Source organism: Halanaerobium saccharolyticum (assembly GCF_004362045.1).
GTDB lineage: Bacteria > Bacillota > Halanaerobiia > Halanaerobiales > Halanaerobiaceae > Halanaerobium > Halanaerobium saccharolyticum_C.
Map to the genome: position 1 here is coordinate 111528 of NZ_SNWX01000002.1, position 20917 is coordinate 132444.

At 36.0% G+C, this 20917-nt stretch carries 18 protein-coding genes, 1 pseudogene and 1 riboswitch; of the genes and pseudogenes, 17 read left to right on the top strand and 2 right to left on the bottom strand.

Translation table 11 applies throughout. The features are described 5' to 3' along the window. Positions 1-31: 31 nt before the first annotated feature. Together larC and tsaA are read left to right on the top strand one after the other, a co-directional pair. A pseudogene (gene larC / locus DFR79_RS01935) lies at positions 32-1449 on the top strand (nickel pincer cofactor biosynthesis protein LarC). Between the two features lie 31 nt (positions 1450-1480). Continuing rightward, a complete protein-coding gene (gene tsaA, locus DFR79_RS01940) occupies positions 1481-1888 on the top strand; it encodes a tRNA (N6-threonylcarbamoyladenosine(37)-N6)-methyltransferase TrmO (RefSeq protein ID WP_243727684.1) in 408 nt (135 codons plus the stop codon). Positions 1889-1984: 96 nt separating this feature from the next. On the opposite strand, the gene DFR79_RS01945 is transcribed toward tsaA, so the two are convergent. Beyond that, on the bottom strand, positions 1985-2743 hold the full coding sequence (locus tag DFR79_RS01945; RefSeq protein ID WP_133513820.1) for a tryptophan-rich sensory protein: 759 nt from the start codon (positions 2741-2743) through the stop codon (positions 1985-1987). 349 nt (positions 2744-3092) lie between these two features. On the opposite strand from DFR79_RS01945, the gene DFR79_RS16365 reads away from it, so the two are divergent. The 11 genes from DFR79_RS16365 (at position 3093) to hydA (ending at position 14503) form a co-directional block, all read left to right on the top strand. After that, the gene (locus DFR79_RS16365; RefSeq protein WP_279512858.1) at positions 3093-3227 is read left to right on the top strand and encodes a hypothetical protein; all 135 of its coding nucleotides are present in this window, start codon (positions 3093-3095) and stop codon (positions 3225-3227) included. Positions 3228-3438: 211 nt separating this feature from the next. Next, the gene (locus DFR79_RS01950) at positions 3439-4656 is read left to right on the top strand and encodes an ABC transporter substrate-binding protein (protein ID WP_133513821.1); all 1218 of its coding nucleotides are present in this window, start codon (positions 3439-3441) and stop codon (positions 4654-4656) included. 79 nt (positions 4657-4735) lie between these two features. Further along, positions 4736-5599 (top strand): carbohydrate ABC transporter permease, encoded by an 864-nt coding sequence (locus tag DFR79_RS01955; protein ID WP_133513822.1) that lies wholly within the window; start codon positions 4736-4738, stop codon positions 5597-5599. After that, the gene (locus DFR79_RS01960; RefSeq protein WP_133513823.1) at positions 5599-6420 is read left to right on the top strand and encodes a carbohydrate ABC transporter permease; all 822 of its coding nucleotides are present in this window, start codon (positions 5599-5601) and stop codon (positions 6418-6420) included. Before DFR79_RS01955 ends, DFR79_RS01960 begins: the two co-directional genes overlap by 1 nt. A 9-nt stretch (positions 6421-6429) precedes the next feature. After that, positions 6430-7425 carry a LacI family DNA-binding transcriptional regulator gene (locus tag DFR79_RS01965; protein ID WP_133513824.1) on the top strand — a complete coding sequence of 332 codons (996 nt, stop codon included), beginning with the start codon at positions 6430-6432 and terminating at the stop codon, positions 7423-7425. A 62-nt stretch (positions 7426-7487) separates the two neighbouring features. Further along, positions 7488-8693, top strand: coding sequence for an MFS transporter (locus DFR79_RS01970; protein WP_133513825.1), 1206 nt, complete (start codon positions 7488-7490; stop codon positions 8691-8693). Between the two features lie 24 nt (positions 8694-8717). After that, positions 8718-10382: a glycoside hydrolase family 13 protein gene (locus DFR79_RS01975; protein WP_133513826.1), complete on the top strand. Its 1665-nt coding sequence runs from the start codon at positions 8718-8720 to the stop codon at positions 10380-10382. A gap of 92 nt (positions 10383-10474) precedes the next feature. After that, a riboswitch (molybdenum cofactor riboswitch) is annotated at positions 10475-10596 on the top strand. 143 nt (positions 10597-10739) lie between these two features. Beyond that, complete coding sequence (locus DFR79_RS01980) at positions 10740-11567, top strand: substrate-binding domain-containing protein (RefSeq protein WP_133513827.1); 828 nt, start codon at positions 10740-10742, stop codon at positions 11565-11567. Positions 11568-11662: 95 nt separating this feature from the next. After that, positions 11663-12367 carry an ABC transporter permease gene (locus tag DFR79_RS01985; RefSeq protein ID WP_133513828.1) on the top strand — a complete coding sequence of 235 codons (705 nt, stop codon included), beginning with the start codon at positions 11663-11665 and terminating at the stop codon, positions 12365-12367. After that, positions 12354-13082 (top strand): ABC transporter ATP-binding protein, encoded by a 729-nt coding sequence (locus tag DFR79_RS01990; protein ID WP_133513829.1) that lies wholly within the window; start codon positions 12354-12356, stop codon positions 13080-13082. Before DFR79_RS01985 ends, DFR79_RS01990 begins: the two co-directional genes overlap by 14 nt. 17 nt (positions 13083-13099) lie before the next feature. Beyond that, the gene (gene hydA / locus DFR79_RS01995) at positions 13100-14503 is read left to right on the top strand and encodes a dihydropyrimidinase (RefSeq protein WP_133513830.1); all 1404 of its coding nucleotides are present in this window, start codon (positions 13100-13102) and stop codon (positions 14501-14503) included. Here hydA and DFR79_RS02000 read toward each other — a convergent pair. Next, positions 14457-15137, bottom strand: a complete 681-nt coding sequence (locus DFR79_RS02000; RefSeq protein WP_133513831.1) for a redox-sensing transcriptional repressor Rex — start codon at positions 15135-15137, stop codon at positions 14457-14459. The genes hydA and DFR79_RS02000 overlap by 47 nt on opposite strands. Before the next feature lie 237 nt (positions 15138-15374). On the opposite strand from DFR79_RS02000, the gene DFR79_RS02005 reads away from it, so the two are divergent. The 4 genes from DFR79_RS02005 (at position 15375) to DFR79_RS02020 (ending at position 20917) form a co-directional block, all read left to right on the top strand. After that, complete coding sequence (locus tag DFR79_RS02005) at positions 15375-17792, top strand: Lon protease family protein (protein WP_133513832.1); 2418 nt, start codon at positions 15375-15377, stop codon at positions 17790-17792. 98 nt (positions 17793-17890) lie between these two features. Next, positions 17891-19048 (top strand): N-acetylglucosamine-6-phosphate deacetylase, encoded by a 1158-nt coding sequence (gene nagA, locus DFR79_RS02010; RefSeq protein WP_133513833.1) that lies wholly within the window; start codon positions 17891-17893, stop codon positions 19046-19048. A 145-nt stretch (positions 19049-19193) separates the two neighbouring features. Then, the gene (locus DFR79_RS02015; protein ID WP_133513834.1) at positions 19194-19634 is read left to right on the top strand and encodes an Hsp20/alpha crystallin family protein; all 441 of its coding nucleotides are present in this window, start codon (positions 19194-19196) and stop codon (positions 19632-19634) included. 212 nt (positions 19635-19846) lie between these two features. Continuing rightward, entirely contained in the window at positions 19847-20917 is a 1071-nt protein-coding gene (locus tag DFR79_RS02020) for an alanine/ornithine racemase family PLP-dependent enzyme (RefSeq protein WP_133513835.1), read from the top strand.

The window sequence follows — 20917 nt, forward strand, 5'->3', positions numbered from 1 at the left end:
CTTTGATTTACTTTCCGGAATCAGTGGAGATATGACAATTGCATCTCTGCTTGATCTGGGAGTGGATCAGGATAGATTTTTAAAAGAATTAAAAAAGTTAAATCTTGCCGGTTATGAGATTGAAATTTCTACTGTGCAGAAAAATGGAATTACTGCCACCGATTTTAAAGTTGTTTTAGAGGATGAGATTCACCCTGATCATGTGTCGACTGGAAATGACAAAGCTGCTGAGGGTCATCATTCTGGACACCATGAACATCATGAAGACCATGAACAGAGTAAACAATCTCATGAGCACCAGCATCAGGCTGGCTGTAATGGCTGTGGCAACCATGGTAACCATGGTGACCACGATCATGGCGCTGGTGAACATAAACACTCTCAGTCTGAACACGGCTGTGGAGAGCATCAGCATGAGAGTCAGCATCAGGATAAGCATCACCACAATCATGAGGAAGGACATTCTCACAACCACAGCAGCAATAATCATGTCCATCGTAATTTTAATGATATCAAAGAGTTAATCAACCAGAGCCAGCTCAACCAGAAAGTAAAAGAGCTGAGTATTGATATTTTTGCAAAAGTAGCAGAGGCTGAGGCAAAAGTCCATAATAAGTCGATTGATGAAGTTCATTTTCACGAAGTAGGAGCTGTTGATTCTATAGTGGATATTGTAGGTACAGCTATTTTAGTTGAAATGCTTAATCCAGATCACATCTATGCTGCTGCCGTGCCTTTAGGTACCGGCTTTGTGGATGCCGCCCATGGTAGAATTCCAATCCCGGCACCAGCAGCAATTGAAATTTTAAAAGGAGTACCTGTTTACTCAACAGGAGTTAGGGGAGAACTGGTTACTCCAACCGGGGCTGCTATCATTAAAACTCTGGCAGAAGAATTTATTGAAATGCCAGAAGTTGAGATAGAGAAAATCGCTTATGGAGCTGGCAAAAAGGATTTTGAAATCACAAATTTACTGCGGGTTTATCAGGCTAAAAAAAAAGTAAAGAAAAGCTCTTAATTTTAGAAACAAATATTGATGATATGAGTGGAGAAATTTATTCTTATCTTTTTCCCAAATTGCTCAAAGCAGGTGCTAAGGATGTCTATCTCACAAATATTATGATGAAAAAGAATAGACCCGGTCAAAAACTGACTGTACTTACAGCTGCAGATAAACGAAAAGAACTGGAAGAAATTATTTATAGAGAAACAACCACCCTGGGTATTAGGCACCGGGAAGTTGAGCGCAGCTGTCTGGAGCGCCGGTATTTTGACTTAAATTCTTCCTTAGGAAAGGTAACCATTAAGGCCGGTTATTATGAGGGGGAGTTAATAAAATATTCTCCGGAATATGAAGAATGTCAGGAAATTGCTGAGAGAGAGAATATTGGACTGCAGAAAGTTTATGATCTCTTAAAAAAAGAGGCAGCAGAAAAATTATTTGCTTAAAAATTTTGACTTAACAGAGGTGAGAGCTGATATGATAAAATTTACTGTAATCGGAAAAGTTAGAAGTAAATTTAAAAAGCCGGTAGGCCCGGAAGAGATGAAAAATAATGAAAGTATTATTAAAATTGAAGCTCAATATAAAGATGGCCTTTATAAAATAGAGGATTACGAATATCTAGAGATAGTTTATTACCTGCATCAGACAGAAGGTTATGATTTAATCTCCGAATGGAGAGTAGGGCCCAAAAGAGGTGTTTTTTCTTCCCGGAGTCCCAGACGCCCCAATCCAATTGGAGTTACCACAGTTAAATTATTAAAAAAAGAAGATAATAAACTCTTTGTCTACGGACTGGATGCAATCGATGGGACTCCGGTTTTAGATATCAAGGTTCACTCAGAATTAATGGATGAAACCTCTTCTCTGGAATTTGATATTTAGTTTTAGTCGCTTATTTTAGTTAGAAAATAAGCAGCTAAATTAAATCCTGAAGATTATTATGTTTACTGTTCTTTTAGCAAAATATTTGAATCCTGGTTAATCTGAAAAATTAATTACTGCTAGTAATTTAAAGAGAATAATCAGGATAGAGATACCGGCAGTGATTATTACAGCCATAACAGGCATCTGATAACTTAGCTGAGCACCGATAATTCCAGTATAAGCCCAGACAACTACCAGAGCAAAGGCAATATTTTTGTATTTATCCAGTATTTTAACTGTAATTGCCAGCCCCAGCAAAATTCCTATCACTGCTGCAATATTGAGGAAATTAGCCGGCCAGTCTGATTTAAAATAGACCAGAACTGCCATCAGGTTTGCAATAGAAGCTACTATAACCCAGGCGGTATAAATACTGAAGGGGAATTTAAGTCCCAGGTATTCAGTCAGAGAATAATTTTGATAATTATGCAGTCTTTTAAAAATTTGAAACAATGAGAAAGGTAAAATTAAAATAACCAGCATCGAAAGATAAAGCCTCTGATGATGCCAGAGATAAAGCCAGCTCATATTGGCTAAAGAAGCTATAATAAAATAGGGGCCAGTTGAAAATCTTTTTATAATTTCACCTTTTCCTGTAAACTGATAAATAATAAAGATTGTTAAAAAAAGATAGATTACGCCCCAGATTGAAAAGGTGAATCCCGCTGGTGTAAAAGGATTTTGATATAAATCAGATACTTCTCCACTGGAAATCCCATTAATCGGCAGATAATTTGCCAGAAAGTTAACAAAGATTGTGAGGAGTAAAAAGATCAGGTTAGTAATTTTAAGACCAAGTTTATTTTTTTGCATTAGTTCACCTCTTTTAGTTTTTATCCAGAATTGAATTATATAAAACAGCAGCAGAAAAGGCTGTGATTATAATCATATTATGACTATAGTTTATATTTCTTTTTAAGTCTGATAAATCCTGCAAACAGCTTATTAAATTAGTACATTATCATGCTAAAGTACAAAAGAAATAATTTTGAAAAAATTCTCACAAAACTCTTGCCAAAGTGTTTTTAAAGTAGTATAATCTAATTGAACCGACAGAGAGTGAGTAGCGGAGTTATTATTAGGTCGGTGGACTTATTTCTTGGAACAAAGTAGATGTGCAGCGAGTATGTTCCCTAACAAAATTATTAAGGGGGCATTACTAATGAAGAACATTTTTAAGCACAAGCGCACTCACAAGGATCGGGTTAAGGCTAACGAGCAGTCTGATGCTGATCAGAGACATGACAACTTAAAAAATAGCGCCTTGATGGAATATTATATGATGGGCGGCTACTAAAAATCAGAAATTAACATTAAACCTAAACCCTGGAGCTTTTAGCTTCAGGGTTTTTGTCAGCATAATAGTAAAAATTATTTTCAAAAAATTTATTAAATTGTTTGACTTTTTTTAAAACTACTGCTATAATTATTTTTGGAAGCGATTCCATTTTATTTTTAAGTTTTTTGGAAGCGGTTCCAAAACAAAAATTCAGAGGGGGATTTATTAAATGAAATCTTTACATCCAATTATTTCAATTTTACTTGCAGTATTTATGGTTGTTGGTCTTGGGGCAGTCAGTTTTGCTCAGGAAGTTGAACTGGAGTTTTTCCAGAATAAGCGAGAAGCTGTAGAAACTTTTGATCGGTTAATTGAAAAATTTGAAAAAGAAAATCCGGAGATCAATATTACTCAGAATCATGTGCCAGATGCAGAAACAGTTTTAAGATCAAGACTGGCCAGAAATAATATACCTGATATTATGGGTCTCGGAGGAAATTTTACTTATGGTCAAATTGCAGACGCAGGAATTTTTAAAAACTTCGATAATGCTTCCTATTTAAAAGATATTCAACCAGCATATAAAGAAATGCTGCAGGATTTACATGAAGGAAATTCTAATTATGGCGTACCATTCACAGCAAATGCCAATACAGTTTTATATAATAAAGATAAATTTAAAGAATTGGGTTTAGATATTCCAAAAACCTGGGATGAATTTATAACAACTGCAAAAACTATCCAGGAAAATGGTGGAACTCCCTTTTATTTAACATTTAAGGATGCCTGGACTATTATGGTTCCCTGGAATTCATTAGCTGCAAATCTGCAGGGCGAAAATTTTATTAAGCAGAGACTGGCCAATGAAACAACTTTTCAGGCTCGTTATCAAAAAGTAGCAGAAAGAATTTATAAGTTACTGGATTATGGACAGGATGATGTTTTTGGTTATGGTTACAGCCAGGGTAATCAGGCTTTTGCCAATGGTGAATCATTTATGTATATTCAGGGTGTCTGGGCAATCAATCCAATTTTAGAAGCAAACCCCGATATTAATTTAGGCGCTTTTGCTCTGCCAGCAGTTAATGACGCAGATGAGAACATGTTAGTTTCAGGAGTAGATACTGTTCTAACAATAAGCAAAAATACTGATCATCCAGAAGCTGCAGAGAAATTTATTAAATTCTTACTTAAAAAAGAAAATGCGCAATTTTACATTGATCAGCAGATGACTTTTTCTGCAGTAGAAAATGTATTTCAAAATGACCCTACTGTTGTTGATTTAAAAGAATATTTTGAGAGTGGAAAAATAGCACCCTTTCCTGATCACTATTATCCATCTGGAATGCAGGTTCCAAATTTAATTCAGGGATTCTTACACCGGGGTAATGTAGAAGAATTTTTAGAAAAACTTGATTCTGAATGGAATAAAGTACAGTCTCGTTAAGAGATATTTATTTGAATAAAGTAGGAGTTCTTCTCATTATTGAGAGGAACTCTTTAATTTCAGATGGGAGGAAATAGTAATGAAAAAAACTTCGTCGGTATTTTACTGGATGACAATTCCGGCTTTTATATTATTTTTCGCTTTTCATACTCTTCCAGCTTTACAGGGTATATTTTATAGTTTTACTAATTATATAGGATTTGGTGATTATAGTTTTGTTGGTTTTAAAAATTATATAAACTTATTAAATGATGGTAGAGCATTTGATGCTTATATTTTTACATTTAAATTTGCTATTGTTACAACAATCATTGTTAATATTTTAAGTTTACTTGTTGCCTTAGGACTCAATTCTAAAATAAGATTTAAAAATACTTTTAGAGCAGTATATTTTGTGCCTTATATGCTGAGTATTTTAGTTGTTGGTTATATATTTAATCATATTTTTACTTTTATTATTCCTCAATTAGGAAGTCAATTAGGAATAGGGATCTTAAGCAAAAATATTTTAGGAAATATGGATTTAGCCTGGATTGGGGTAGTAATACTTGCTGTCTGGAATTCCAGTGGTTTTAATATTCTGCTTTATTTATCCGGTCTGCAGACTGTTCCAGATGAATTATATGAAGTTGCTAAAATAGATGGTGCAGACAAATGGAATCAATTTAAACATATTACTTTTCCCTTAATTGCACCATTTCTTACGATTAATATTGTTATTTCAATGCGCGGTTTTTTGATGGTTTTTGACCACATAATGGCTTTAACTCAGGGTGGACCCGGTCAGGCAACTGAGTCAATTACTCTGCTTATTTATAATGGTGGTTTTATGGGTGGAGAATTTGCATATCAGACTGCTAATGCTGTAGTTTTCTTATTTGTTGTATTAGCTATTTCTTTCTTCCAGTTAAAAATACTGCAAAAACGTGAGGTGGATTATTAATGAAGGAAAAAACAAATTGGTGGGCTACTGGCTTATTACTCCTGGGTTCATTTATTATAATTATCCCTTTATATATGGCACTCATTGTTTCTCTAAAAAATCCTCAGCAGTTAGCTGAATCAATTTTAGCCGTACCAGATTCATTTCAATTTTCTAATTACATTAAAGCAATAAAAATGACTAATTATTTTCAGAGTTTAAAAAACAGTGCTTATGTTACTTTTCCAACAGTAGCGGTGGTACTGGTAGTTAATTCAATGGTCTCCTATGCAATAGCCAGAAATATGAATAAAAAATATTTTAAATTTCTTTATTATTACTTTATTAGTGCGATGTTTATTCCTTTTCCCTTAATTATGCTGCCAATTGTTAAAGAAATGGCAATGTTAAGCCTTGATAATCTTAATGGACTTGTATTATTATATATAGTATATGCCCTCCCGTTAAATGTTTTTATCTATGTAGGGTACATAAAATCTTTACCCCGGAGTATAGAAGAAGCTGCAATAATAGATGGGGCTAATGTCTGGCAGATTTTCTGGAAAATTATTTTCCCGGTTTTAAAACCGATTAATGCAACAGTTGCGATTTTGACAGCTCTAAAAGCCTGGAATGACTTTTTATTACCATTATTATTGATTAGTGATCGTTCCAGTATGACATTACCCTTAGTTCAGCATGTTTTTCAATCACAATTTAGTACCAACTATAGTTTAGCATTTGCTTCCTATATACTTGCTTTACTTCCGATGCTCTTAGTTTATATTATTGCTCAGAAGAAAATTATAAGTGGAGTAATGAGGGGATCAGTGAAAGGATAATTAATAGTTATGGCAAAAGATAAAGTTAATATTTATGATGTGGCAGAAAAAGCTGGTGTTGGGATTGGAACTGTATCCAGGGTTTTAAATAACAGCAGCAAAGTTAAGGATGAAACCAGAGATAAGGTTCTCAAGGTCATGAAAGAATTAAATTACAGGCCCAATAAAGTTGCCCAAAATCTGGCCAGTCAGAAAGCAAATGCAGTTGGGGTTATTGTGCCGACATTTATTGATCACTTTTTTGTGGAAGTCTTAAAAGGTATTCAGGATGCTCTGGAAGAGGAAAGAATAGATCTAATATTATATAAAATAGACAAAGACCAGCAGATGATGGATAAAATACTGGATATTGTTCACAGCAAAAAGGTTGATGGAATTGCAGCAGTGACAATGGATGTTTGTGAACACGACTTCCAGTCTTTATTGAATGAAGAGATTCCGATAGTTTTGGCCGACGAAAATAGTAATGATTTTCATTCTATTCATCTAGATGATGTTAAGGGAGCAGAAATGGCTGTTGATTATTTAATTAAACAGGGTCATCAAGATATTTCTTTTGTTAATGGTATTCAGGATAGTCAGCATGGAATCAAACGTTTAAAAGGTGTAAAGAATGTATTAGCGAAAAATAATCTCAGTTTAAATCCAGATCTGCTTAAATTTGGAGATTTTCATACAGAAGATGGTTATCAATCAATGCAGGAAATATTAGCACTGCCTGAACAGAAATGGCCTTCAGCTGTTTTTGCTGCTTCTGATAATCAGGCAATTGGAGTCCTGCAGGCCATGGAAGAAAAAGGTCTGACTGCTCCCGATGATATAGCGGTAATTGGCTATGATAATATAGAACTTGCTAAATATTTAAAGTTAACAACTATCTGGCAGCCGATGTATCAGCTCGGCCACCTGGCGATTGAAGTTTTATTAAAAGCAATTAATGAGGAATTAAATGGGGTTTACCAGCAAGAACTAGAGTTAAAATTAATTAAAAGAGAGACTGCTTAAGCAAAAGAACTTAATTTGATTTGATATTTTCAAAAAAATTGAAGCAGAAAAAAGGTGTAATTATGAATAAACAAAAAAAGAAATATTTATTGATTGCGTTAATTTATATTGCTTTTATTTCCCTGGGGCTGCCTGATGGACTGCTGGGTGTTGCCTGGCCGGAAATGAGAAGTAGTTTTTCTCTGCCGCTTGATGCCCTGGGAATTATCTTGATTGGCTCAACTTCAGGTTATTTGCTTTCCAGTTTTTTTAATGGCTTTTTTATCAAGAAGATCGGAGTGGCAGTTCTGCTGTCCCTAAGCTGTCTGGCAACCGGACTGGCTCTGATTGGATATACGCTGGCTCCATTCTGGTGGCTTTTGCCTCTGCTGGCTGTTCTCGCTGGTATGGGAGCAGGAGCAATTGATGCCGGCTTAAATACTTATGTTGAAAAACACTTTAACGAAGGTTTAATGCAGTGGCTTCATGCCAGTTTTGGGGTAGGAATTACAATGGGTCCGATTATTATGGCCAATGGTATTAAATATTCCAATAGCTGGCGAACAGGTTATGTAATTGTCGGTATAGCCCAGATTATACTAGCTTTAATCTTTGTTTTGACTCTTTCTTTATGGAAGGATCCGAAAAATAAAAAGACTGCCGGGACTAATAAAAATAAAGAGCAGGAGCAGGAAATGAAGTTGATCCAGACTTTAACCCATTTACCTGCCTTAATGAGTATTCTCCTGTTTTTTATTTATACAGGAATAGAAATGGCAATTGGCCACTGGACCTACACTTTATTTACAGAATCCAGAGGTATCAGTACAGCTCTGGCCGGGTTCTGGGTCAGTACTTACTGGGGCTCCTTTACAGTAGGCAGGATCTTAGCTGGATTTTTAGCCTACAAATTTTTGAGTCGAAAAATTGCTAAATATGCAGCTGCTCTGGGTTTACTGGGAAGTATCTTAGTTGCTGTCAATTTATCACAGTGGCTGTCACTGCTCGGGATTGCGATAACTGGAATTGCCATTGCCCCGATTTTTCCGGCTTTAATTTCCAGTACTTCCTATCGTGTTGGGAAGGAACATACAACAAATACAATTGGAATGCAGATTTCAGCTGCAGGACTGGGTGGGGCATTGCTTCCCGGACTGGCAGGGGTGCTGGCCCGTAATATTTCTCTGGAGATAATTCCAATTTTTATAACGATTTTATTTATTTTATTTTTAACTATAAATAATTTGATTAAAAAAGTAACAGATAATGATGTAAAAAAAGCGGCTTAAATAATTATAAATGGAGGTTTAAAGATGAATAAAAAATGGTGGAAAGAAGCTGTGGTTTATCAGATTTATCCCCGCAGTTTTAAGGACAGCAACAATGATGGAATTGGAGACTTAAGAGGTATTATTGAAAAAATAGATCATTTAGATCAGCTGGGAGTAGATGCAGTCTGGTTAAATCCAGTCTATAAATCTCCCAATGATGACAATGGTTATGACATCAGTGACTATCAGGCCATAATGGATGAGTTTGGAACTATGGAAGATTTAGAAGAGCTGATGGAGCTTCTGCATCAGCGAAATATTAAATTAATTATGGATTTAGTTTTAAATCACAGCTCAGATGAGCATCAGTGGTTTAAAGAGTCTCGTCAGAGTAAGGATAATCCTTATCGAGATTATTATATCTGGAGAGACGGCAAAAATGGGGGTCCACCAAACAACTGGAAGGCATTTTTCGGTGGTTCTGCCTGGAAATATGATCAGAAAACAGACCAATACTATCTCCACTTATTCTCACCAAAACAGCCTGATTTAAATTGGGAAAATTCTAAAGTCAGGCAAGAAATTTATGCAATGATTAACTGGTGGCTGGAAAAAGGGGTGGATGGTTTTAGACTTGATGTAATTAATCTGATTTCTAAAGATCAGCGTTTCCCTGATGGGGAAAAAGAAGGACTTGCCGGGCATGAATATTTTGCAAATGGTCCCAGGGTCCATGAGTTTATCAAAGAAATGGCTGCTAATACTTTTAATAAATATGAGGCAATGACAGTTGGAGAAACTCCTTTTGTTGATAAGGAAGAAGCGATAAAATTTGTGAAAGAAGAAAGAGAAGAATTTTCGATGGTTATTCCCTTTGAACATCTGGAATTTGACCGCAAAGAAGGATGGGATAAAATTACAGACTGGGATCTGACAGAACTTAAAGATTTAATGAGTGAGTGGCAGTATAAACTGCAGGAAAATAACGGCTGGACCAGTCTCTACTTCTGCAATCATGACCAGCCGAGAATTGTTTCTCGTTATGGTGATGATGGTAAATATCGAAAAGAGTCAGCCAAGATGCTGGGAACAATGCTTCATACTTTAAGAGGAACACCCTTTATTTATCAGGGCGAAGAAATTGGGATGACCAATATTAGCTTTGATTCCCTGACTGATTTTGATGATATTGAAACCAGAGGTTATATCAAAGAACTGCAGGAAAAGAATCAGCTGAGTCAAAAGGAAATATTGGAGATCGCCAATTATAGAACCAGAGATAATGCCCGCACTCCTATGCACTGGGATGACAGTAAATATGCTGGTTTTTCTGAATCCGAACCCTGGTTAAAGATGAACAGCAATTATCCGGAGATTAATGTAGAAAAAGATCTAAGTTCAGATGATTCGGTATTTAAATATTATCAAAAAATGATTTCTCTGCGCAAAAAATATCCTGTTTTTGCTTATGGTAAATATGAGATTTTATTAGAAGCTGATCAAAATATTTATGCCTATCTGCGTCAGGGAGAGCAAAATAATCTGCTTGTACTTTTAAATTTCAGCGAAAATGAGGCTGCCTATGATTTAAATGACCAGCTGGAGATTAAGCAGGCAGAATTAATTTTAAATAACTATCAACAAGAAGCAGATTTTGAGCTTGATGGTAGTTTAAGACCCTATGAAGCTAGAGTGTATCTTTATTAAGATTTAGACCAAATAATCTGCTGAAAAAATATAAAAATTAAAGTTTAATCTGCTTGACAAAAATCGTAAATATGGATATCATTAATGTAAGAATTGTCGCACAACTCCGAGTGCTTTTAAGCTAAAACTTTTAAGTAATGCTTACTGCACCGATAGGGTCTAAAGGGAAACGTTTAGGCCTCCCGGAATGGAAAGGAGTGATTAAATGGATTGCATTAGTGTTAATCCGCCCTAAAACTTCCGGTTTGCTGCCGGAAGTTTATTTTTTTGCGCCCACTTTTTATCAGATCTGACTTAAAATTTATTTAATCAAAAAACAGAAAGCAGGTCTAGGTCATATAAACTAGGGGGGTTACTATGTCAATTAAAAAGATTATTTTTACAATATTTATTTTTGCGCTGATTTTCAGTTCAGCTGCAGCCGGCCAGGAAGTTCTAACAATGGCCACCACAACCAGTACTGAGAACTCAGGTTTACTGGAAGAACTGCTGCCGCCTTTTGAAGAAAAATTTGAGGTGAGGGTAGATGTTGTAGCAGTCGGAACCGGGGCGGCTATAGAGCTGGGGCGGAATGGGGATGCAGATATAATTTTTGTTCATGCCAGAGAGGCAGAAAATGAATTTGTAGCCAATGGCTATGGAGTGAACAGAAGAGATGTGATGTATAATGATTTTGTTATTTTAGGACCACCATCTGATCCAGCCGGGATTAAAGAAACAGAGACTGCTGTAGAAGCTTTCCAGAAGATTGAATCAGAGGGAGCAGAGTTTATTTCCCGGGGTGATGATTCAGGTACTAATAAAAAAGAATTATCTCTCTGGGATAATGCCGGAATTACACCTGATGGAAGCTGGTATTTAGAAAGTGGTCAGGGAATGGGGCCCAGTATAAATATGGCAAATGAACGTCAGGCCTATATACTGGCTGATCGGGGAACATATTTAGCCTATAGTGGAGATATTGAACTGGAAATAGTTAATAGTGGAGATCCGGTTCTGTTTAATCCTTATGGGATTATCCCAATTAATCCGGCCTATCACAGGCATGTTAACTATCAGCTGGCCATGGCTTTAACCGGATATCTAACTTCTCAGCAGGGTCAAAACATAATTAATAACTATCAGCGTTATGATGAGCAGCTCTTTTACCCATCTGCAATAGAAGCAGAGAATCTGGAAGAATAAACTTTAATAAATAGATACGCATATTAATAGTTGGCTGCAGGGGCAAGTTCTTTCTGCAGCTGACTGTTTAAATCTTATTTTACAGGAGGAAAAATGTGGACTATTATACTGATGCGATATTTAGGGCTCTGGAGTTAATCATAACTTTAGATTCCGAAGTTATTCAGATTGTAACAACTTCTCTTAAAATTTCTATTTCTTCAACTTTTATTGCTTCAATTATTTCTATTCCTCTGGCAATAGTGATTGCCCGCAATAAATTTAAAACAAAAAAGTTTATTAATATAATTTTAAATACACTCTTAAGCCTGCCCACAGTTGTAGTCGGGATTTTTGTATATTCACTTATTTCCAGGCGGGGAATTATGGGAGAGTTAGATCTGCTTTTTACTCCCACAGGAATTATATTTGGCCAGGTGCTTTTAATCATCCCCTTAATTACCGCTTTGATCAGAAATGTTATTTTTTCAATGGACGAAAAACTGTATAAAACAGCTGTCTCAATGGGTGCCAGCCGCAGACAAAAATTTAAACTTTTAATTTCAGAAGCCAGATATGGGATTATAGGTGCAGTAATTGCAGGTTTTGGCAGAGTCCTGGGTGAGATTGGTGTTTCAATGATGCTGGGTGGTAATATTAAGGGAGTTACCCGGACTATTACCACAGCAATGTCACTGGAAACAAACAAAGGCCGCTTTGCTTTTGCTTTAGCTTTAGGTATCATACTCCTGTCATTATCATTTTTAATAAATTTAATTACTTATTATCTGCAGGAGGGAAAAAATTATGCAAGAAGATAAAATTATTGAATTAAAAAATATAGAAAAAATATGTGGAGATAGGAAAATTTTAAATATTGATAATTTTGCTGTCTTAAAAAATAAATTTAATTTTATTATTGGAGGTAATGGAAGTGGTAAAACCTCTCTCTTAAATATTCTATGTCTGGTTGATCAGGATTATCAGGGTCATCTGTATTATAAAGGTCAAAAGATAAATAAAGAGCAGCAAAATTTGGAATTGAGACGCAAATTTTCTGTGATCTGGCAGGATCCATATCTCTACCGGGGTGATGTCTTTTATAATATTGCTCTACCGTTAAAACTGAGAAATATTAATCAAAATTTGATCAATAAAAAAGTAAAAGAAATAGCTGCCAGACTGGAGATTCAGAATTTATTAGAACAATCTGCCCACACTCTTTCGGGAGGGGAAAGACAGAAAACTTCAATTGCCCGGGCTTTAATTACAGAGCCGGAGATTTTATTTGTAGATGAAGCGACAACAAATCTGGATGAGGAAAGTATTCAATTTTTTAATTCACATTTTGCTGATTTAGTAACAGATGAGATGACTGTTGTTATGGTCAGCCATGATCGAAGGCAGATAAAACAGCTGGCAGATCAGATAACTTTACTTAAAAATGGGGAAATAAAAACAACTAAAAAGCTTAATAATTTCAATTTTGAACTATTTGGTGCAGGAATTGAAAGCCCCATAGTAGAAATAGTTTAATATAGAGGTGAAACAAAATGAAAAAAATACTATTGAAAAATGCAAAATTAGTTGATGATATAGGTGTCAGAAAATCTGATCTGTTAATTGAAGGAGAAAAAATAGCGGCAGAAGAAAAAAGAGGTTTCTTTGCAGAAGAGGAGTCGAAAAATCAATTTAAAGTTATTGATCTGAAAGGAAAATATATATTTCCGGGGATTATTGATGCTCATACTCATTATCTGCTCCATTCTCGCGGTACTGTAACTGCAGATGATTTTTATCAGGGAAGTATTGCAGCTGCAGCCGGTGGAGTGACCACAGTAATTGATTATATTGATTTTCCCGTAGATGGAGATTTTAAGCGCTCTGTTGCTGAGCGTAAAAAAGAGGCCAGTGATTCCATAATTGATTATAATTTTCATCAGGTTGTCCAGGATTTTAATGAAAACATTTCCAAAAACTTAGCTGATTTAAAAGATTTAGGGCTGGCAAGCATCAAACTTTTTACAACTTATAAAGATGTTGGTTATATGATAGAGCGGGATCAGTGGTCTGAGCTATTTAAGCGGCTGAAAGAAATTGAAATCCTGCCGCAGGTTCATGCAGAAGATGACGCTCTGATTCAGGATTTGAAAGAAGTTTACAGCAGACGAAACTTAACAGCTCCAGAGTTCCATCCAGCTATTAGACCGGGAATTACAGAAGCTTTAGCTGTTAAAGAGATGGGAGAAGAAGCCCTGCAGGCAGATATGCCGCTGTATATAGTCCATTTATCATCGGCAGAAGGTTTAGAAGCAGTTAGAGATTTAAGATCTAGAAAGGCACAAATCTATGCCGAAACTGCTCCTCATTATTTACTGCTTGACAGTTCGTATTTAAAAAGAGAAGAGGCCCAGCTTTATTTAATGACTCCACCATTGAGAAGTAAATATGACAATCAAAAATTATGGCAGGGAGTCAGCACAGGTGAGTTTCAGGTAGTGGCAACTGATCACTGTGCTTTTAATAAAGAGCAAAAAATGCAGTCTAACTCCAGTCTGGAAATCCTGCCGGGAATTCCAGGAACCGAAACAATGCTGCCTCTGCTTTATAGTTCAGGAGTTAGAAATAATAGGATAACAATTAGAGAAATGGTAGAGATGCTCTCAGTCAATCCTGCTAAAATATTTGGACTTTATCCAGAAAAAGGCTCCCTGGAAGTGGGAACCGATGCTGATCTGACAGTTTTTGATCCAAATCTAGAAAAAAAATTAACTGCAGAAAATTTACATTCTGCAGCCGGATACAGTCCTTATAATGATTTTACAGTTAAAGGTTATCCTGTCATGACATTTAGACGGGGAGAGTTAATTTTTGCTGATAAGCTGAGAGCAGAAAAAGGAAGTGGCAAATTTATTTTTGCTCACAGTTCAAGTCTTCTGCAGACTCAGAATTATTAATCCGAATTTGATTCATCTTAACTGATAATTTACAGAGACCTTCATTAATTAATTGTTCCTCCAGTAAAACATCATCGGGCACCTGTAAAGGGACTTCTGTAAAATCCCAGATTGCTTTAATTCCGGCCGCTACCAGGCGGTCGGTTATTTTTTGTGCAGCCCCCCCGGGTACTGTTAAAGCTGCTACATTAATCTTGTTATTTTCCATAAATTCTTCCAGATTATTAATACTCCGAATTTCTATATCATTGATTACCAGGCCAATTAATTTGGGATTTTTATCAAAAATTGAAATCAGTTGATATCCTCGTTCTCTATAGCCTTTATTGTAAGCTAATGCCTGGCCTAAATGACCCGCACCAATGATGATGATTTTTTTCTTATAATTAAAGCCCATAATAATACTTAACTGCTGAAAAAGACAGAAAACGTCATAACCATAACTTTTGCGGCCAAAAGTGCCAAAATAGCTTAAATCTTTGCGAATCAAAGAACTGCTGAAACCTGTTAGTTCTGCCAGTTCTTCCGATGATATATACTCTTTAGTTGAATCCTGCAGTCTTTTTAGATATTGATAATATACCGGCAGCCGACTAATTATTATGTCCGGAATAGAATTTATTTCTTTCCCCATTTTTTAACCTCCAGTGATATTGTTAAAAAAATAACATACTCTATTTTCATTTTATATTAATTAGCAAATGTTTTCAACTATTATTATTATTTTTTCCTGTTCTAAATTATTAAGCAGTATAATTGCAGGCAGGAAATATTTACTTTTTGTCGAAAGATATATAGTAAGAGAGAAATCAGAATTTTCTGGGATAATAGAGTTCAAATTCAATAATTGAGAGAAAAAGGAGTGTGTAAAATGGAAGACTATAAAATTAATATTTCTAATTTAGATTACAATTTTGAGGAAAAAGAACTGGATTTTAACACAACAGAAGAACTTTCGGCAATTGATGAAGAAATAATCGGTCAGAATAGAGCCGCTGATTCTCTTGATTTTGGAATGAGAGTAAGCAAAAAAGGATATAATATTTTTATGGCAGGAGAATCAGGAACTGGAAAATCAACTTATGCTGAAAATATGACAGAAGAAAAAGCGGCAGAGATGGAACAGCCGAAAGATATATTATATGTTTTTAATTTTTCTGAGCCGGAAGAACCTCGAGTAATGCGGGTGCCGGCTGGAATGGGTAAAGACTTAAAAGATGATATGAAAAAAATTATAGAGGAACTGCAGGAAGAGATTCCCCGGGCATTTGAAGGGGAAGAATATGAGAAGGAAAGAAAAGAAATTTTAAACCAGTATCAACCTAAATCAAATAAGGTGATGCAGGAATTTGAAGAATCTGCCCGGGAAAGAGGGTTTATGCTTCAAAACACTTCTCAGGGTATGGTACCAGTGCCAATTGATGAAAATGGTGAACCGATCTCACGCGAAGATTTTCAGGATATGGATGAGGAAAAGAAGAAAAAGATTCGCAGTGAGAGCCAGGAAATACAGAATGAAATTTCGCAGGTTATGAGGAAGATCCGTTCTATTAAAGAGGAAGCTCAGGATGAACTGGCAGCTCTGGAAAAAAAGATAGGAATTTCTGTAGTTCAGCCCATAATCTGTCATCTGCAGGATAAATATGAGGACAGCGAGAAAATAGTTGACTATTTAGAAGAGGTTCAGGAAGATATTGTAGATAATATTGATAAATTCCGGAATGATGATCAGAAACCGCAGAATCCTTTAATGGCTATGCAGAAGCAGGATGATGGGGATTTCTTTATCCGTTATCAAATAAATCTTTTCGTAAATAATAGTAAAACTGAAGGTGCACCTGTGATTTATGAAAAAAATCCAACTTATTATAATCTTTTTGGTAAGATAGAAGGTAAGAGCCAGTTTGGGACAATCACTACCAATTTTACAATGATTAAAAGTGGTTCCCTGCATAAAGCAGATGGTGGATTTTTAATAGTCCAGGCCAAAGATGTGCTGACCAATCCATTCTGCTGGGACACTTTAAAAAGGGCTCTGATTAATCAGGAGATTACAGTTGAAAATATAGGTGAGCAGTACAGAAGAGTACCAATAATCACTCTTAAACCAGAAGAAGTTGAACTTGATCTGAAGGTGATTATGATTGGTTCTCCTTATATTTATTATTTACTCTATAATTTTGATGATGAATTTTCAGAGTTATTTAAGATTAAAGCAGATTTTGATACAGAAATGGAAAGAAATAAAGAAAATATAAAGAAGTTTGCTGATTTTATTTCTTCAGTAATTAATCGAGAAGAGTTAAAAGAGTTTAGTGCCGGAGCGGTAGCAGCAATGATTGATTTCAGCTCCCGGCTGACACAGGACCGCGAAAAGCTTTCAACTAAATTTAACGAAATTATAGAAATTTTAATTGAATCAGATGTCTGGTCTGAGAGTTTTGATGAAGATGTGGTCAGTGCCAGTTCAGTTAAAAAAGCAATTGACGAAAAAGAAAGGCGCTCCAATTTACTGGAAGAAAAAATTCAGGAACAGATTGACCGTGATCACCTATTACTTGATGTTAGTGGTGAGGAAGTTGGTCAAATTAATGGTCTTTCTGTTTATCAGGCAGGAAATTATACATTTGGGCGTCCGGCCAGAATCACGGCCCGCAGTTATTTAGGTAAGGAAGGCGTAATCAATATTGAGCGTGAGGCCAAGATGAGCGGCCGGATTCACAGTAAGGGTGTTATGATTTTAACCGGTTATTTAGGTGGTAAATATGCCCACGATGCTCCCTTAAGTTTAACAGCTTCTATTGCCTTTGAGCAGAGTTATGGTGGGGTTGATGGAGATAGTGCTACCTGTGCTGAAGTAGTAGCTTTACTTTCTTCACTGTCTGAGATTCCAGTTCGTCAGGATGTTGCAATCACAGGCTCGATGAATCAAAAAGGTGTTGTCCAGCCAATTGGTGGAGTCAATGAAAAGATAGAAGGATTCTTTAAGGTCTGTCAGGCCAAAGGTCTTACCGGAGAACAGGGTGTGATTATACCCCGCCGCAACTTAGATAATTTAATGCTGGATCAGGAAGTTCTTGATGCAGTAGATGAGGGCAAATTTAATCTTTACAGCATTGATGAAATTGATCAGGCCTTAGAAATTATGTTAAAACAGGATGCAGAAGAAGTTCATTCTGCAGTTAAAGAAAAATTAGAAGAATATGCTGAACTGGAATCCGAAAATTATGCAGAGCTTAATGAGGAAGAAGCGGAATCGGATACAAAAACTGATGAAGATGAAGAATAAATAAGCCAAATATAATTTATCTCAAGCAGGAGAAAATGTAATTAATTTTCTTTAAGTTCAGCCTCAATTAAGATAAATTATAAGCAGAGGTGAAAAAAATGAAGAAATTAATAAAAAATGCAAATATAATTCTTGAAAATAAGGTTATAAATAATGGCTCTTTAGTTTTTAACGAAGAAAGTTCAAAAATAGAAAAGATTGCTTCCTATAAGCTGGAAGCTGAAACAGAAATGGAAGTAATTGATGCTGAAGGTGGTTATCTGGCTCCAGGAATGATTGATACTCACATCCATGGTGGTGGTGGTTTTGATACCATGGATTCTTCACCTGAAGCCCTAAATAAAATTAGTGAGATTTTAGCTGACCATGGAGTGACCTCTTTTCTGCCAACTACAATGACCATGGCTGAAGCTGATATTCAGGCTGCTTTAAAAAATATAAGGCAGGCTAAGAAAAATGGTACCAGTGGCGCCCGGGTTTTAGGAACCCATGTAGAAGGACCTTTTATTAGTCCTGAATACATTGGAGCCCAAAATAGTGAGGAATTAGCCAAACCTGAGCCTGAGCTTTTAAGAGATTATTATGATGTGGTAGAAATTGTAACTCTGGCCCCTGAGGTAGAGGGAGCAGTTGAGCTAATTAAAGAGCTGCATCAGAATAATATTACAGCTTCGGCCGGCCATTCAGCAGCAAGTTATGAAGATTTTCAGCAGGCCTATCAGGCTGGAATGGATCATTTTACCCATTTATATAACGCGATGACTGGCCTGCATCACAGGGAGCCTGGGCTTGTTGGGGCTGCTTTTGATTCTGAAGCTACAGTTGAATTGATAGTCGATTTAATTCATCATCATCAGGCTGTTGATCGTTTTACCATTCAGGCTAAAGGTATTGATAAGGTAATTTTAGTTTCAGATGGAATGGAGGCAACCGGACTTGAGGAAGGCGAATATGAGCTGGGCGGCCAGAAAGTTATAGTTAAAGATGGAGCTGCCAGACTGGAGTCAGGTGTACTTGCAGGTAGTGTTTTAACCCTGGATCAAGCGGTTAGAAATTTAATGGAAGTTACAGAATTATCACTGCCAGAAATATTTAAGCTGGTTACTTTAAATCCAGCCCGTAAGCTGAATTTAGATCATAAATTGGGCAGAATCAAGCCCGGTTATCAGGCAGATCTGGTTCTTTTTGACCGCAGTTTTAAAGTGCAAAAGACATTTGTCCAGGGCAGAGAAATCGCTCGAAAAAATAAGAATTAACGAGCTTTAATGAGCTAATTTAAAATATAAAACATTATAAAGTCAGGGCCTTCATTTTAGGTTTTTGACCTTCTCTGACTTTGGTCTTATAATATAAGTAGAAAGTGATGAAGACTAAAGTTTAAAAAAATTCGGAGGTGGTTTTATGTTTGATTTAGTACCATTTAGAAACCGCAGTCGGAGAGATGTCGCTGAAAGAGATGAGGATCCATTTAATAATCTGGTTTCCGATTTCTTTGGTGATGTGATGGATTTTGCCGGACGCAGTTTCAGAGCTGACATTAAGGAAAGTGATGAGGAATATACCATTGAAGCTGAAATGCCTGGCATGAAGAAGGAAGATATTAATCTTGAGATTAATGATGATTATCTAACAATTTCTGCCGAGCACCAGGAAGAAAAAGAAGAAAAGAACGAAGACTATATACGTCGTGAGAGAAGACAGGGTAGATATGCCCGCAGTTTCTATTTTGAAAATGTAAACCAAGATGATATTAAGGCAGAATATAATGATGGAGTTTTAAAAGTTCATCTTCCCAAAGAAGAAAAAACTCCTGTTAAAAAGCGTACAATCGATATTGATTAAATTTAATAGTTTTTACTTCCCGACCACCAGGTCGGGTTATTTTTTTTGGAGGAAAAGTCAGTTAATTGAAGAATTAATAATAGTAGAGTATAATATAGTTATAGTTTAGAAATAAATTGGAGAAAAATCTTGAGTTAGATTTTTAGATAGCTTAAAATTAGAACTTTTTCAATAATTTGTTGGGTTTAATAAACTGATTAGGAGGATCAAAATTGAATTATCCACAGCTTGATATTTATCTCAACCGAATAAAGGAAAATGCCAGTAAATTAAGGCAGGAGCTTGATGGTAAAAATATTAAATTAACAGCGGTAGTTAAAGGTTTTGCCGGGAATTTAAATGTTTTTAAAGCCTATCAAGAGGCAGCAATAAAAAGTATAGCTGATTCCCGGATTGAAAATATAAAAAAATTTAGAGAAGCCGGATATCAGGACGAGATATTGATGCTTAGAATTCCAATGCCTTCAGAAATTAAAGAGATTGTCCCCTATATCGATGCTTCTTTAGTCACTGAAGCAAAAACTGCAGAGCTGATTTCTAAAGCAGCAGAAGCGGCTGCTAAAATAATTGATTTAATAATTATGGTTGATATTGGTGATCGGCGGGAAGGAATTTTAGCTCAAAATTTGGCGGAGCTGGCAGAAAAAATAGAGGCTCTGCCCGGAGTTAAACTCAAAGGAATAGGGACCAACTTAGGCTGTTTTGCCGGAATAATTCCTGATCAGAAAAATACTTTTCACCTTATAAATTTAAAGAGGGAATTGGAAAATAAGCTGGGGCGTGAACTTGAAATTCTATCTGCCGGTAATACTGCAACTATCAGGCTCTTAAAAGAACAAGAGCTGGCCCGGGAGGTTAGTAATTTAAGAGTTGGTGAGGCAATTTTACTGGGAACTGATATTATCAATCAAAGTCTAATAAATGGGTATCATCATTACAATTTTCGTCTGCAGGCAGAGATTGTTGAGCTCAAAGAAAAGCCTTCAAATCCGGAAGGAGAAATGGCTTTTGGTGGTCAGGGTAGAGGTCAGATTATTGAAGATAAAGGTCTGCGGAGGCGGGCGATTCTGGCAGTTGGAAAACAGGATATAGACTATCACGGACTTTATCCAGAACTTGAGGGAGTGGATGTCCTGGGTGCCAGCAGTGATCATTTGATAACTGATGTTACAGATGCAGCTCAGGATCTGGGAGTTGGAGATATTTTGACTTTTAAAATTAATTATAGTGCTATGCTGAGAGCAATGACTTCTCAATATGTCAGCAAAAATTATATAGAATAG

Excerpts from the sequence above, each read along its gene's own strand:
- tsaA (WP_243727684.1), top strand. The coding sequence starts at position 1,481 with ATGATAAAATTTACTGTAATCGGAAAAGTTAGAAGTAAATTTAAAAAG.
- DFR79_RS01945 (WP_133513820.1), bottom strand. The coding sequence starts at position 2,743 with ATGCAAAAAAATAAACTTGGTCTTAAAATTACTAACCTGATCTTTTTA.
- DFR79_RS16365 (WP_279512858.1), top strand. The coding sequence starts at position 3,093 with ATGAAGAACATTTTTAAGCACAAGCGCACTCACAAGGATCGGGTTAAG.
- DFR79_RS01950 (WP_133513821.1), top strand. The coding sequence starts at position 3,439 with ATGAAATCTTTACATCCAATTATTTCAATTTTACTTGCAGTATTTATG.
- DFR79_RS01955 (WP_133513822.1), top strand. The coding sequence starts at position 4,736 with ATGAAAAAAACTTCGTCGGTATTTTACTGGATGACAATTCCGGCTTTT.
- DFR79_RS01960 (WP_133513823.1), top strand. The coding sequence starts at position 5,599 with ATGAAGGAAAAAACAAATTGGTGGGCTACTGGCTTATTACTCCTGGGT.
- DFR79_RS01965 (WP_133513824.1), top strand. The coding sequence starts at position 6,430 with ATGGCAAAAGATAAAGTTAATATTTATGATGTGGCAGAAAAAGCTGGT.
- DFR79_RS01970 (WP_133513825.1), top strand. The coding sequence starts at position 7,488 with ATGAATAAACAAAAAAAGAAATATTTATTGATTGCGTTAATTTATATT.
- DFR79_RS01975 (WP_133513826.1), top strand. The coding sequence starts at position 8,718 with ATGAATAAAAAATGGTGGAAAGAAGCTGTGGTTTATCAGATTTATCCC.
- DFR79_RS01980 (WP_133513827.1), top strand. The coding sequence starts at position 10,740 with ATGTCAATTAAAAAGATTATTTTTACAATATTTATTTTTGCGCTGATT.
- DFR79_RS01990 (WP_133513829.1), top strand. The coding sequence starts at position 12,354 with ATGCAAGAAGATAAAATTATTGAATTAAAAAATATAGAAAAAATATGT.
- hydA (WP_133513830.1), top strand. The coding sequence starts at position 13,100 with ATGAAAAAAATACTATTGAAAAATGCAAAATTAGTTGATGATATAGGT.
- DFR79_RS02000 (WP_133513831.1), bottom strand. The coding sequence starts at position 15,137 with ATGGGGAAAGAAATAAATTCTATTCCGGACATAATAATTAGTCGGCTG.
- DFR79_RS02005 (WP_133513832.1), top strand. The coding sequence starts at position 15,375 with ATGGAAGACTATAAAATTAATATTTCTAATTTAGATTACAATTTTGAG.
- nagA (WP_133513833.1), top strand. The coding sequence starts at position 17,891 with ATGAAGAAATTAATAAAAAATGCAAATATAATTCTTGAAAATAAGGTT.
- DFR79_RS02015 (WP_133513834.1), top strand. The coding sequence starts at position 19,194 with ATGTTTGATTTAGTACCATTTAGAAACCGCAGTCGGAGAGATGTCGCT.